Genomic DNA, 12851 nt, shown 5'->3' with positions numbered 1-12851 from the left:
GCGGCGCTCGGCGTGCGACGTCGGGAGGTGCCCCGGGGCCGGCCGGTCACGCCGGCCGGCCCCGCCCCCCTTCGGCGGATCAGTAGTCGTTGTAGAACCGGTAGGCGCGGCACTCGCTCTCGTGGCCGTCCTTGTAGCGGCAGAAGAGGAAGCCGATGTAGCGGTTCTCCGGCAGGTTGTACGCGCCGCCCTCGCTGGCCCGGTGGGTGGCGCAGTTGCCCTCGCCGCCCCGGGTGAAGCTGTACCGGGTCGCCCCGTACGCGTCGTCCAGGCTGACGTACATCTTCACCGCGTAGCCGTCGGCGTCCGTGTCGCAGATCTTCAGGATGTCGCCGTGCTCGGTGAAGTACGCCTCGCCGCTGTAGTCGAAGATGCCGCCGCCGAACGCGTCGCCGGTGTTCATCACGTGGTACGAGTCCGACGCCATGGCCGGGCTCTGCAGGCCGACGACCAGCGCGGCCGCCGCCGCGCCGATGGTCAGCGCGGTGCGCTTGAGTCGCATGTGGTTCCCCTTCAGCAGACGGTGCTGGTGGACCCGCCGGTCGAGTTCAGGTAGCCGGTGACGTGGGTGCAGTGCGCGGCGGTGTTCGCCGCCCGGCCCCACAGCTCCGCCCGGGTGGTGTTGTTCAGCTCGCCCACGCCGTAGTCGGTGCCGCTGTCCGACTCGTCGACGACGTGCACGTACAGGTCCCAGTTCGAGTGGCTGGCCCGGTACTGCTCCCAGACGTAGATGTAGGCGTAGTTGTAGCCGCAGCCGTAGTACTGCTTCACCGACGCCGCCTGCATGCCGCCGACGGTGAGCACCCGGGTGGTGCCGATCTGGCGGACGCTGGAGCAGCTCGACGGCGTACTGGCCAGCGCCGGTGACGCGTCGACCAGGGCGACGGCGCCGGCGGCGAGGGCCACGGAGGCGGTGGCGAGGGTACGGCGGAGCATCGACATGACACCCTGCTTTCTGGTCGAGATCAGTTCCTCGACCGAGACAACCAGGGCGGGCGCGCGGCCGACAGGTGACGAAGCGGGGAGGGTTTCCTCCCTTGCGGTGTCCCGGTCAGCCGAGGCCGCGGTGTGCGGCCCAGAGCGCGGCGGCCCGGTCGGCCGCCGCCGCGACCAGCGCGGCCAGCTCCGGCCGGTCGGGCACCCGGAACGACACGTACGCGCCGCGCCCGCCCGCCGTGGGCCGGCCGTACGCCTTCGCCGCGAGGCTTCCGTCCGCCAGCAGCCGGACGTTGAGCGTGGTCAGCGTGAACTCCTCGCCGCGCCGGGTGTCGGTCCAACGCAACGCCTCCGGGACGGTCACGTTGATGGCCAGGGCGCTCACGTCGGGCGGGACGTCGCTGCTCATCCGGGCATCGTCGCACGGCCCGCCGCTCACCGGCGCAGCGTGTTCTCCCGGGTCATGTGCGACAGCTTCTCCGGGTTGCGCACCGCGTAGAGCCCGCTGATCCGGCCGTCGTCGAGGCGGACCGCCACGACCGTGTCCAGCTCGCCGTGGAGCCGGACGACGAGCGCCGGATAGCCGTTGACCTGCGCGGGTTCCATCGAGGCCACGGGTGCGACCCGGCCCCAGCCGCCGGCCAGCAGCCGGGCCACCTTGTCCACGCCGGTGACCGGGCGCGGGACGGCCTGCTTGATCCCGCCGCCGTCGCCGACCAGCACCACGTCCTCGGCGAGCACGGCGAGCAGCGACCGGAGGTCACCCGTCTCGACCGCCCGCCGGAACGCCTCCAGCGCGTCGCGGGTCTCGGCCGCGGACACGGACTGGCGGGGCCGGCGCGCCGCGACGTGGGCCCGGGCCCGGTGGGCGATCTGCCGGACCGTGGCCGGGCTCCGGTCGACCGTCGAGGCGATCTCGTCGTACCCGACGTCGAAGACCTCCCGCAGCACGAACACGGCCCGCTCGGTGGGGGTGAGCGTCTCCAGCACGAGCAGCATCGCCATCGACACGCTGTCGGCCAGGGCCACGTCGTCGGCCACGTCGGGCGTGGTGAGCAGCGGCTCGGGCAGCCACGACCCGACGTACGACTCCTTGCGGCGGCCCAGCGCGCGCAACCGGGACAGCGCCTGGCGGGTGGTGATCCGCACCAGGTAGGCGCGCCGGTCCCGTACCTCGTCGAGGTCGACGCCGGCCCACCGCAGCCAGGTCTCCTGCACCACGTCCTCGGCGTCGGCGGCCGAGCCGAGCATCTCGTACGCGACGGTGAAGAGCAGGTTCCGGTGGGCGAGGAAGTCCTCGGTGGCCGGGTCCGCCATGGCTGGCTCCTTCGCTGCTCGGCTGCGTTCCCCACCAGACGCCGGCCGAAGGCGCGGTGTGACGTCCCGTCGCTGTGTCGGTGGTCACCGGGCCAGGCTGTCACGCCGGCGCGGCGGCCGGCATCTCGTGGTCGTCCGACACCACCCCAGCAGAGAGGTCGGAACGATGGAGACCCGAATCAACCTGTTCGAGAACGCGACCGCGGCAAAGTTCATGAAGCGGTTCGCCAACGCGGGCCTGGTGCTCCAGCAGTCGCCGCTGCCGCACGCCGTCCAGGAGTTGGTGTCGCTGCGGGCCAGCCAGATCAACGGCTGTGGCTGGTGCATCGACATGCACGTCAAGGAGGCGGCGGCCGCCGGGGAGAGCGCGGTCCGGCTGCACCTGGTCGCCGCCTGGCGCGAGTCGACCGTCTTCACCGAGGCGGAGCGCGCGGCGCTGGCGTTCGCCGAGGAGGGCACCCGGCTCGCCGACGCCCACCAGGGGGTGTCCGACGAGACCTGGGCCCGGGTGCGCGAGCACTACGACGACGACCAGATCGCGGCGCTGGTCTGCCTGGTCGGCCTGATCAACGCGGCGAACCGGTTCGCGGTGATCGTGCACCAGCGGGGCGGGGCGTACGAGGCGGGGATGTTCGCCGCCGCACTGGCCTGAACGGCGGGATCGGCCGGCCCGGGAGGTCCCGGGCCGGCCTGCCGCGCGCTCACCGCAGGTCGCCGAAGAAGGCGCGGACGTCCGCGACGAACAGGTCCGGCACCTCCAGGGCGGCGAAGTGGCCTCCACGGTCGAACTCGCTCCAGTGCCGGATCCGGTACGTCAGTTCGGCGAGCGGGCGGACGGACCGGGTGATGTCGTGCGGGAGGACGGCGACGCCCACCGGCGGCGGGCAGGGCGCGGGCGGTCCGCCGAGCGCGCTCTCCCGGACCAGTCGGGCCGAGGACGCCGCGGTGCCGGTGAGCCAGTAGAGCGACACGTCGGTGAGGATGCGGTCCGCGCTGATGGTGGAACGCGGGTCGGCCCACTCGGTGAACTTCTCGGCGATCCAGGCGAGTTGGCCGGCGGGTGAGTCGTTCAGCGCGTACGACACGGTCTGCGGGCGGCTGGCGTAGAGGATCTGGTGCGGGTGCCGATGCGTCATGAGGTGCCGGATCCGCGCCAGCCGGCCCCGGTCCTGTTCGGACAGGTCGCCCTCGCCCGTCCAGCCCGGCGGTGGGGGTGTGGGCAGGTAGGTGAGGTGCACGCCGACGACGTTGTCCGGGGCGATCCCGCCCAGGCGGGTGGAGATCACCGAGCCCCAGTCGCCGCCCTGCGCGCCGTACCGCCGGTAGCCGAGCCGGCGCATCAGCTCGGCCCAGGCGCGGGCGACGCGGGTGACGTCCCAGCCGCGTTCCCGGGTGGGGCCGGAGAAGCCGAAGCCCGGGATCGACGGGACGACCACGTGGAACTGCTCCGACAGCGGCCCGATCACGTCGAGGAACTCCACCACCGAGCCGGGCCAGCCGTGGGTGAGGATCAGCGGCAGCGCGTCCGGGTCGGCGGAGCGGACGTGCAGGAAGTGCACGTTCTGCCCGTCGATCTCGGTGGTGAACTGCGGGTACCGGTTCAGTTCGGCCTCGTGTGCTCGCCAGTCGTACCCGGTGCGCCAGTGCTCGGCCAGCTCGCGTACCCGGGCCAGCGGGATGCCGTAGTCGGTGCCGGCGTCCGGCAGTTCGTCGGGCCAGCGGGTCCGGGCCAGGCGGTCGGCGAGGTCGTCGAGATCGCGCTGGGGGATGTCGACTCGGAACGGCTTGATCATGATCTGCCCTTCGTTGGTCGTCCTAACGTTGGTGCGACCAACAGTATGGGTCCGCTTCGTTGGTCGCACCAACGTTTCTGGTTAGGCTGCTCACATGGACACTCCGGATCAGGACGTCGTACCGGCCCGCCTGGCCGGCCTGCCGAGTTGGCTGATCAGCCAGACCGCCGTCCGCGCCGGACGGATGGTGAGCGACGGGCTCGCCGCGGTGGACGCGCGCGGTTACCACTTCCGCCTGCTCGCCACGCTGGACGAGTTCGGGGCGGCCAGTCAGGCGGCGCTCGGCCGCCGCAGCGGCATCCACGTCAGCGACGTGGTCGCGGCGCTCAACGAACTCGCCGACCGCGACTACGTGACCCGCGAGCCGGATCCGGCCGACCGGCGCCGCAACGTCGTCACCATCACCCCGGCCGGGCGGCGGCAGCTGCGGCGGTTGGAGAAACAGCTCGCGGTGGTGCAGGACGAACTGCTGGCACCGCTCTCGCCGGAGGAGCGCGCGCAGTTGTCCCGGCTGCTCACCCGGGTGTTGCGCCACCACTCGGCCTGATCCCTGCCGTTATCACTATCAAGAGTGATAACGTTCGGCCATGGCGATGTCGAGGGAGCGGTGGGCCGAACTGGCCCTGCATCCGGTGCGGATCCGGATCCTGCGGGCGGTCGCCGGCACCCGGCTGACCACGCGCGCCCTGGTCGAATTGCTGCCCGACGTGCCGCAGGCCACGCTCTACCGGCACCTGGCGACGCTGGTCAAGGCCGGGCTGCTCGACGTGGTCGAGGGGCGCAGGGTGCGCGGAGCCGTCGAACGGGTCTACGCGCTGCCCGCGCACGGCGCCACGCTCGACGCCGACGCCCTGGCCGCCGCCACGCCCGAGGACCACGAGCGCTACTTCACCGCGTTCGTGTCGAGCCTGCTCTCGGAGTTCTCCCGCTACCTGGCCCGGGACCGGGTGGACCTCGCCGCGGACGGCGCCGGCTACCAGCAGATCGTGCTCCACCTGACCGACGCCGAGCTGGGTGAGTTCGCGGCCGGGTTCAACGCGCTGGTCGGCCCGCTGCTCGGCAACCGGCCCGGCGACGGGCGGAAACCGCGCCTGCTGGCGACCGTCCTCATGCCCGCCGACCTGCCGCCGACCGGCACCGAAGACGCACCGGAGTCGGCGAACGACTCCGACCCGACGAAGGGGGACAGCTGATGGCCACCGTCATGCTCACCGGCGAGGTGATCGACGTCCGGTTCACCGGATGGGAGCGGGTCTGGACCGGGCGGGAGCGGTTCGTGCTGCCCGTCGGCGCGGTCCGGCACGCCGCCCCGGTGGGTGAACCGGTCCGGCTGGCCCGCGGCGCCCGGCGCGGCTTCGTGGTGTCCGGCCTTGCCAAGATCGGTGTCTGGGGCCTGTTCGGCGGTCCCCGACAGCTCGTGGCGGCCCGCCGCGGCGAACCCGGGTTGCACCTCGTGCTCGACCGCGCGGCGGCCGGCGGCGAGTTCGACGAGGTCGTGCTCTCCACTCCGGACGCACCGGCGCTCGCCGCCGCGATCGCGCGTGGGACGGCGGCGCGACCGTGACCGGCGAACGGCTGGCGATCGAGGTGTCGCGCCTGACGAAGCGCTACGGCGACGCGACCGTCGTGCGGGACCTGACGTTCACCGTGGCACCCGGCGTGGTGACCGGATTCCTCGGTCCGAACGGCGCCGGCAAGACCACCACCATGCGGATGATGACCGGGCTGGTGTCGCCCAGCAGCGGCACCGCCACGATCGGCGGGCTGCCGTACGCGCGACTGGCCGAGCCGGCGCGCACCGTCGGCGCGATGTTCGACGCCAACGCCTTCCACCCCGGCCACACCGCCCGCGACCACCTGCGGGTCTACGCCGCGATGAGCGGCTGCCCGGACGGTCGGGTCACCGAGCTGCTGGACCTGCTCGGCTTCACCGGGGCCGCCGACCGCCGTACCCGTGGGTTCTCCACCGGCATGCGGCAGCGGCTCAACCTCGCCACCGCGCTGCTCGGCGACCCCCGGGTCCTGCTGCTCGACGAACCGGGCAACGGGCTGGATCCGGCGGGCATGTCGTGGCTGCGCGACCTGCTGCGCCGACTCGCCGACGAGGGGCGCACCGTCCTGATCTCCAGCCACGTGCTCAGCGAGGTCCAGCAGCTCGTCGACGATCTGGTGGTGATCCGGCGGGGTGAACTCGTCGCCGCCGGGCCGCTGTCCCGGCTCGCCGGCCCGCCGACCGTGCTGGTCACCTCGCCCGACGCCGCTGCGCTCGCCGCCGCCCTGCCCGCCGGCGCCGTCGAACCCGCCGGGCCCGGACAGCTCCGGGTACGCGGACTGGACGCGCCGGCCGTCGCCGACCTCGCGGCCGCCCACCGTCTCCGCGTCCACGAGCTGGTCACCGCGCACGCCGACCTCGAACGCCTCTTCCTGGACCTGACCAGCGACCCGGTGGCCGCCCGATGACCTCCCTGATCAGAGCGGAGTCCCGCCGGTTGCTGGCGACCCGGATGTGGCGCGGGCTGCTGCTCGCCGCCGTACTGCTCGGCGGTGGACTGGTCGGCCTCATGGCGCTGGTGGGTCCGGAGAACTTCGACCCGCCCCTGCCCGGGCTGGACACCGAGGTCGGCCTCCGCGCGGTCCTCGGCATCCTCGGCTACACCGCGTTCGTGCCGGCCGCCGCCGGCACGCTCGCGGTCACGTCCGAGTACCGGCACGGCACCGCCGCCGTCACGTTCCTGTTCGCGCCGCGCCGCGGGCGCGTGCTCGCCGCCAAACTCGCCACCCACGCGGTCGTCGGCCTCGCCTACGGGGTCGTTCTCGCCGGCTCCGCCGCGGTGGCGCTGTTCGCCGTCACGGCCGCCCGTGGCGTACCGCTCGGGCTGCCCGCGCCGACCGTGCTGGCGCTGCTCGCCCGGATCGGGCTCGCGATGACGGTCTACCTGCTCGTCGGCGTCGGCGTGGGCGCGCTCCTGCGCAACCAGGTCGCCGCCCTCGCCGTCGTGGTCGGCTACCTCTACCTCGGCGAGCCGGTGCTCATGATGATCCCCGGGGTCAGCGCGCTCTATCCGGTCCTGCCCGGTGGGGCGACCGCCGCGCTGACCGACTTCACCTACCTCGCCGACGCCATGTCCGACCAGACCGGCGGCGACGCCGTCCACCTCCTCCCGCCGGCCGGGGGAGCGCTGCTGCTGACCGCGTACGCGCTGGTTGCCGCGGCGGTGGCGGTGATCGTCCCGATGCGCCGGGACGTCACCTGACCAACCGTGCCGGGGCACGCGAACCGCGAGCGGTACGACGCCTCCGACGTGCACCGAGCGGTGGCGCTCGGGGGCCGACCTCCGAAAGTTTCGGAGCCACTTCTCGAACCGGGTTCCGGTGCTGCCCGGGGCCCTTCTCGCCGTGATCCGGGTGGCCATCGACGTTGACCGATCACGGACCCGCGAGTATCTTGCTGGGCAAGTTACCGGTACGTTTCCGAAAAGTTTCGGAGCCGGGGTCCGAGAATCCTCGCGGCACCGGCTCCCGCACGGCAGGTACGCGGGCCCGCGTTTCCTCATGACCTTGCACATCCCCCGATATGCACAGGAGTGTCATGAAACGTCTACTGAAGCACGGCCGTTACCGTCTGGCTGCGGCCGCCGCCGCCGGCGCTCTGACCCTGGCCGGCGCGGCGCTGATCGTGCCGGGTCCGGCCCAGGCGGCGAGCACGCTGGGTGCGGCGGCGGCGCAGTCGGGCCGCTACTTCGGCACCGCGATCGCGGCGAACCGGTTGAACGATTCGACGTACAGCACGATCGCGGCGCGTGAGTTCAACATGATCACGGCTGAGAACGAGATGAAGCCGGATGCGACGCAGCCCAACCAGGGTCAGTTCAACTTCTCCGCCGGGGACCAGATCTACAACTGGGCGACCCAGCGTGGCCTGAAGGTTCGCGGTCACACCCTCGCGTGGCACGCGCAGCAGCCGGGCTGGATGCAGAACATGCAGGGCAGCACGCTGCGCAACGCGATGATCAACCACATCAACGGGGTGATGGCCCACTACAAGGGCAAGCTGGCCGCGTGGGACGTGGTCAACGAGGCGTTCAACGAGGACGGCAGTCGGCGTAACTCCAACCTGCAGGGCACCGGCAACGACTGGATCGAGGTGGCGTTCCGCACCGCGCGGGCGGCCGACCCGTCGGCGAAGCTGTGCTACAACGACTACAACATCGAGAACTGGTCGTACGGCAAGACGCAGGGTGTCTACCGGATGGTCCAGGACTTCAAGTCCCGGGGTGTGCCGATCGACTGTGTGGGGTTGCAGACCCACTTCACCGGCGGCAGTTCCCTGCCGGGCAACTTCCAGACCACGCTGTCGAGCTTCGCCGCGCTCGGTGTGGACGTGGCGTTGACCGAGGTGGACGTCACCAACGCCTCCACGTCCCAGTACGCCGGGTTGACCCAGGCGTGCCTGAACGTGCCGCGCTGCATCGGCATCACCGTGTGGGGCGTGCGCGACAGCGACTCCTGGCGTTCCAACGAGAACCCGCTGCTGTTCGACGGCGGGGGCAACAAGAAGGCCGCGTACACCTCGGTCCTCAACGCCCTCAACGCCGCCGGCCCGGCGCCGACCGGCACCCCGACGGCGACGCCGACCTCCACGCCGACCACGCCGCCGCCGTCCGGCGGCGCCAACCGGATCCTCGGCAACCAGTCCGGCCGGTGCGTCGACGTGCCCAACGCGTCGCAGACCAACGGCACCCGGGTGCAGCTCTACGACTGCCACGGCCAGACCAACCAGCAGTGGACCTACACCGCGAGCAGGCAACTGACGGTGTACGGCGGCAGCCGCTGCCTGGACGCCGCCGGCTCCGGCAACGGCGCGGCGGTCCAGATCTACAGCTGCAACGGCCAGACCAACCAGCAGTGGAACGTCAACTCCAACGGCACCATCACGGGCGTCCAGTCCGGCCGCTGCCTCGACGTCTGGGGGACCGGCAACGGGCAGCAGGTCCAGCTCTACGACTGCAACGGACAGGCCAACCAGCGGTTCCAGCTCGTACCCGTCTCCTGATCCTCGTCCTTGGTGGGGTGACGGACAGGTGGTGGCTCACCGTCGTGGCCGAGGCCGCGACGGTGAGCCGCTGTCCGAGCCGAACCGCGCGTCACCGGAGATCGCCGGACTCGTACATCGCGATCACGATCTGTGCCCGTTCTCGAGCCCCGAGCTTGGCGAGAACCCGGCTCACGTGGGTCTTCACGGTCCAGATGCTGAGGAAGAGCGCGACGCTGATCTCCTCATTGGTCAGCCCACGGCCGACCAGCCGGGCGATCTGCCGCTCGCGGGGGGTCAACAGGTCGACGGCGCGCACGGCGGAGGTCCCGGCGCCCGCCGTCGGCTCGGTGACGGCCGCCGGGGCCGCGAAGCGTTCGATGACCCGGCGGGTCACCGCCGGGTCGAGCAACGCCTGACCCTCGGCGACCAGCCGGATCGCCCGACGCAGATCGTCGGGGGCCACGTTCTTGGTCAGGAAGCCGCTGGCACCCTCCCGCAACGCACCGAAGACGTACTCGTCGTGGTCGAAGGTGGTGAGCACGATGACCCGCGGCGCCCGGCCCGCCGAATCCGACGCCACGATCCGGCGGGTGGCCGCGATACCGTCCCGACCGGGCATCCGCACGTCCATGAGGACGACATCCGGCCGTAGGTCCGCCGCCAGCCGGACCGCCGCATGCCCGTCGGTCGCTTCGCCGACCACCACGATGTCGTCGGTCCGTTCCAGCAGGGCCCGGATTCCGGCGCGCACCTCCGGATGGTCGTCGGCGATCACCACGCGCACCATCAGGCGTCCCCCACCGGCAGCCAGGCGTCCACGCGGAACCCGCCGCCGTCCGGGCCGGCCTCCAACCGACCGCCCACGCCGCGCGCGCGTTCCCGCATCCCGACGATGCCGTGGCCGCCCGGCGGCTGCCCGCCGCCGCCGGGTGCCGAGGTGCACCTGACCGAACCCGTCGGCACGACACTCACGCCGCCCGGATCGGCGAACCGGAGGTGCAACGCCCTGCCCTCCCGGCGCAGTGTGAGCGACGCCTGGGCGGCACCGGCGTGCTTCAGCGTGTTGGTCAGCGCCTCCTGGGCGATCCGGTACGCCGCCTGAGCCACCGACGCCGGAACGTCGCGCCCCCCGTCGATGTCCACCCGCAGCTCCAGCCCGGCGCGCCGGGCCACCTCCGGCAACAGATGCAGGTCGGCGAGCGTGGGCGCGGGCCGCAGCGGGGCCGGGGTGGGGTCGCGCAGCAGGTGAACCGTCCGTGCCGTCTCGCGGACAGCGTCGTCATGTCCGGCCAGCGCCGCGGCGATGGCCGCCCGGCATGCCTCCGGTTCCGTGTCCACGGTCTCCTCGGCGAGCCGCAGCTGGAAGCCGATCACCACCAGGCTGTGCGCCACCACGTCGTGCAGGTCGGCCGCCACCGACAGCCGCTGCTCGGCCAGCCTGCGCTCGGCCTCCCGGCGCGCCTCCTCGTCGGCCCGGGCCACGCGTCGGCGCACCTCCTCCGCCCAGCGGCGCCGTTGCCAGACCGCCTCCCCGACCGCCAGAGCCAGGCCGAGCACCACGAGATCCCGCGCTTCACCGACGAGCACCCCGAGCGGCCACTCCCGCTCGACCAGCACCCGCCACCCGACGTTGGCCACCGACAACGCCGCCACCAGCGGCACCGCGTACCGCAGGTGGCCCCCGGCGGCCGCACCCAGGAACGGCAGCAACAGCGGCCACGCCGTCCCGACCGCCGGGTATCCGAGCACGTGGTACGCGACGACGACGGTGGTGGACACCAGCAGCACGGCCAGCGGACGCCGTCGGCGGGCGAGCTGGAGTCCGCCGAGGACCGCTCCGACAAGCCAGCCGGCCGGGCCGAGCGGAAGCGACGCGGGTTCCTCCGCCAGCGCCGTGACCGCCCACACCGACACCGCGACGGCTGCCGCCAGAGCCGCGTCCCGGGCGCGTCGGCGGGTCTGCTCAGTCATGGTGAGGAGAATTGTGGTCGACGACCGGGGACGGCGCGACCACCCTCGGGTCCGTGCCCGGCGGGACGAGGACGAACTGTCCCATCATTCCGGCGTCCTCGTGCGCCAACAGATGGCAGTGGAACATGAACGGCCGCGTGGGGGACGGGTACGCCCCGAACTGTACGAGAAGCCGGACCTCGGTGTCGGGTGGCACGTACACGGTGTCCTTGCGTCCCCACCACGCCGCTCCGGGCGGCCGACCCGCGACACCCAGCACCTCGAACGCGGCGTTGTGGATGTGGAAGTTGTGCGGCGTGCCGACGTCGTTGCGCAGCCGCCAGATCTCGGTGCTCCCCAACGGCACCACCGCGTCGATGCGGGACAGGTCCATGGTCCGGCCGTCGATGAGGAAGTCACCGAAGCGCAGCACGCGCTCGCGACGCCCGGCGAGCGGCGGGGCCAGCCGAGGCGGCGCAGGCAGGGCGACCGGTAGCGGTGGAGCCGGACGTAGGGACGGCGTGGCGCGCAACTCCAGGACGTCGAACTCGTCGGCGCCGCCGGCCAGTCGGTCGACGGCCAGGTTGGCACCGAGATCCGGCGGGCGGCTCCGCAGCCGGACCCGCTCGTCGGGACGCAACTCCACCAGCAGCTCGGCCCGCTCCCCGGGGCTGAGCCGCAGGTGGTCGACCGGGACCGGCGCCGGCAGCAGACCGTTGTCGCCGGCCACGACGTGGAAGCCCCGCCCGTGGTCGAGGACGAGGTCGTAGATTCGCGCGTTCGAGGCATTGAGCACCCGTAGCCGCACCCGCTCGGTACGCACGTCGAGCACCGGCCCCCAGACCCCGTTGACCAGGATCTCCGAGCCCAGCAGGCCGGTGACCGACAGTCCGCCGAAGGCGATGCCGTCCTCGTCGAGCCGGCCCTGCCGGGTGAAGTTCCGGTCCTGCACGATCACCGGGATGTCGTCGACCCCGTAGTCGTCGGGGAGCAGACCGTCGGCCTCGCCGTCGTCCACGTACAGCAGGCCGGCGACGCCACGGTAGACGTGCTCCTTGGTGCGCCCGTGCGGGTGCGGGTGATACCACAACGTCGCCGCCGGCTGGTCCACCCGCCAGGCCGGCTGCCACAGCGCGCCGGGGCGGATCATCTGGTGCGGTCCACCGTCGCACTCGGCCGGCAACTCCATGCCGTGCCAGTGCAGGGTGGTCGCCTCCGGGAGGTCGTTGCGCACCCGAGGGGCCAGCACGTCGCCCCGGTTCACCCGGACCGTGGGGCCCAGGTAGCTGCCGTTGATTCCCCAGGTGTCCGCCTGCCTGCCCGGTAGCAGCTCGGTCCGGCCGCTCTGCAACCGTAGGTCCACCAGGAGCCGGCCGTCCGCTGCGCGCACGCCGGCAGCCAGCGGCGGAATGGCCAACGGCCGGTCGAACGACACCCGGCCGACGTTGCTGCGGCGCGTGGTGGTCCACACGTAGCCGGCCAGGCCGGCGGCGGGCAGCCCCACCGTCGCCCCGACGACGGCCGCACCCCGCAGGAGCGCCCGGCGAGAGAGGCCCATCACCCACCGCTGCCGGCGGACCGCCGTCGAGTCGGCCAGACCGCGATCAGCAGACCCATCGCGATGATCCAGATCGCCAGCCAGGATTCCGGCGCAGGCACCACCCGCGGATCTCGCAGGATCACCCGGATCGGTACGAACAAGCCCCCGAACAGCGAGAAGACACCGAAGAGCATGACCGCCACCCCGGCCAGGCGGCGCACCGGAACAGCCCGAGATCGACGTTGCGTCATGAGATCGACGCTATGCCGGCACCGCCCCG

At 72.4% G+C, this 12851-nt stretch carries 16 protein-coding genes; 7 read left to right on the top strand and 9 right to left on the bottom strand.

Annotated features, from left to right (window positions below):
• Positions 1 to 79 precede the first annotated feature (79 nt).
• From COO58_RS05815 to COO58_RS05800, 4 genes are all read right to left on the bottom strand, one after another.
• On the bottom strand, positions 80 to 502 hold the full coding sequence (locus COO58_RS05815; RefSeq protein WP_091565544.1) for a hypothetical protein: 423 nt from the start codon (positions 500 to 502) through the stop codon (positions 80 to 82).
• Between the two features lie 11 nt (positions 503 to 513).
• Entirely contained in the window at positions 514 to 942 is a 429-nt protein-coding gene (locus COO58_RS05810) for a hypothetical protein (RefSeq protein ID WP_091565540.1), read from the bottom strand.
• A gap of 109 nt (positions 943 to 1051) precedes the next feature.
• Positions 1052 to 1345, bottom strand: coding sequence for a hypothetical protein (locus tag COO58_RS05805; protein ID WP_091565536.1), 294 nt, complete (start codon positions 1343 to 1345; stop codon positions 1052 to 1054).
• A 26-nt stretch (positions 1346 to 1371) separates the two neighbouring features.
• Positions 1372 to 2253, bottom strand: a complete 882-nt coding sequence (locus COO58_RS05800; RefSeq protein WP_098744108.1) for an RNA polymerase sigma-70 factor — start codon at positions 2251 to 2253, stop codon at positions 1372 to 1374.
• A gap of 166 nt (positions 2254 to 2419) precedes the next feature.
• Between COO58_RS05800 and COO58_RS05795 the strand changes: the two genes are divergently transcribed.
• The gene (locus tag COO58_RS05795) at positions 2420 to 2905 is read left to right on the top strand and encodes a carboxymuconolactone decarboxylase family protein (protein ID WP_098744106.1); all 486 of its coding nucleotides are present in this window, start codon (positions 2420 to 2422) and stop codon (positions 2903 to 2905) included.
• Between the two features lie 49 nt (positions 2906 to 2954).
• Here COO58_RS05795 and COO58_RS05790 read toward each other — a convergent pair whose 3' ends face one another.
• The gene (locus tag COO58_RS05790) at positions 2955 to 4046 is read right to left on the bottom strand and encodes an epoxide hydrolase family protein (RefSeq protein ID WP_098744105.1); all 1092 of its coding nucleotides are present in this window, start codon (positions 4044 to 4046) and stop codon (positions 2955 to 2957) included.
• A gap of 94 nt (positions 4047 to 4140) precedes the next feature.
• Between COO58_RS05790 and COO58_RS05785 the strand changes: the two genes are divergently transcribed.
• The 6 genes from COO58_RS05785 (at position 4141) to COO58_RS05760 (ending at position 9099) form a co-directional block, all read left to right on the top strand.
• Complete coding sequence (locus COO58_RS05785; protein ID WP_091565517.1) at positions 4141 to 4593, top strand: MarR family winged helix-turn-helix transcriptional regulator; 453 nt, start codon at positions 4141 to 4143, stop codon at positions 4591 to 4593.
• A gap of 40 nt (positions 4594 to 4633) precedes the next feature.
• Entirely contained in the window at positions 4634 to 5239 is a 606-nt protein-coding gene (locus COO58_RS05780) for a helix-turn-helix domain-containing protein (RefSeq protein ID WP_176558747.1), read from the top strand.
• On the top strand, positions 5239 to 5610 hold the full coding sequence (locus COO58_RS05775) for a hypothetical protein (RefSeq protein ID WP_091565513.1): 372 nt from the start codon (positions 5239 to 5241) through the stop codon (positions 5608 to 5610). The genes COO58_RS05780 and COO58_RS05775 overlap by 1 nt, the downstream gene beginning before the upstream one ends.
• The gene (locus tag COO58_RS05770) at positions 5607 to 6506 is read left to right on the top strand and encodes an ABC transporter ATP-binding protein (protein ID WP_098744103.1); all 900 of its coding nucleotides are present in this window, start codon (positions 5607 to 5609) and stop codon (positions 6504 to 6506) included. The genes COO58_RS05775 and COO58_RS05770 overlap by 4 nt, the downstream gene beginning before the upstream one ends.
• Entirely contained in the window at positions 6503 to 7300 is a 798-nt protein-coding gene (locus tag COO58_RS05765) for an ABC transporter permease subunit (protein WP_098744102.1), read from the top strand. The genes COO58_RS05770 and COO58_RS05765 overlap by 4 nt, the downstream gene beginning before the upstream one ends.
• Before the next feature lie 335 nt (positions 7301 to 7635).
• Positions 7636 to 9099: an endo-1,4-beta-xylanase gene (locus COO58_RS05760; protein WP_098744100.1), complete on the top strand. Its 1464-nt coding sequence runs from the start codon at positions 7636 to 7638 to the stop codon at positions 9097 to 9099.
• A 91-nt stretch (positions 9100 to 9190) separates the two neighbouring features.
• On the opposite strand, the gene COO58_RS05755 is transcribed toward COO58_RS05760, so the two are convergent.
• From COO58_RS05755 to COO58_RS05740, 4 genes are read right to left on the bottom strand one after another with little or no spacing between them, the layout of a single operon-like run.
• Positions 9191 to 9868, bottom strand: a complete 678-nt coding sequence (locus tag COO58_RS05755; RefSeq protein WP_098744099.1) for a response regulator transcription factor — start codon at positions 9866 to 9868, stop codon at positions 9191 to 9193.
• Positions 9868 to 11052 (bottom strand): sensor histidine kinase, encoded by a 1185-nt coding sequence (locus COO58_RS05750; RefSeq protein WP_098744097.1) that lies wholly within the window; start codon positions 11050 to 11052, stop codon positions 9868 to 9870. Before COO58_RS05750 ends, COO58_RS05755 begins: the two co-directional genes overlap by 1 nt.
• The gene (locus tag COO58_RS05745; RefSeq protein WP_098744096.1) at positions 11045 to 12589 is read right to left on the bottom strand and encodes a multicopper oxidase family protein; all 1545 of its coding nucleotides are present in this window, start codon (positions 12587 to 12589) and stop codon (positions 11045 to 11047) included. Before COO58_RS05745 ends, COO58_RS05750 begins: the two co-directional genes overlap by 8 nt.
• Positions 12589 to 12792: a hypothetical protein gene (locus COO58_RS05740; RefSeq protein WP_091565481.1), complete on the bottom strand. Its 204-nt coding sequence runs from the start codon at positions 12790 to 12792 to the stop codon at positions 12589 to 12591. Before COO58_RS05740 ends, COO58_RS05745 begins: the two co-directional genes overlap by 1 nt.
• Between the last annotated feature and the right edge of the window lie 59 nt (positions 12793 to 12851).

Source organism: Micromonospora sp. WMMA1996 (assembly GCF_002573675.1).
In the GTDB taxonomy this organism is placed as follows: Bacteria; Actinomycetota; Actinomycetes; order Mycobacteriales; family Micromonosporaceae; genus Micromonospora; species Micromonospora sediminicola.
The sequence above is the reverse complement of the archived record's forward strand: the minus strand, read 5'-3'. Positions and strand labels throughout refer to the sequence as shown.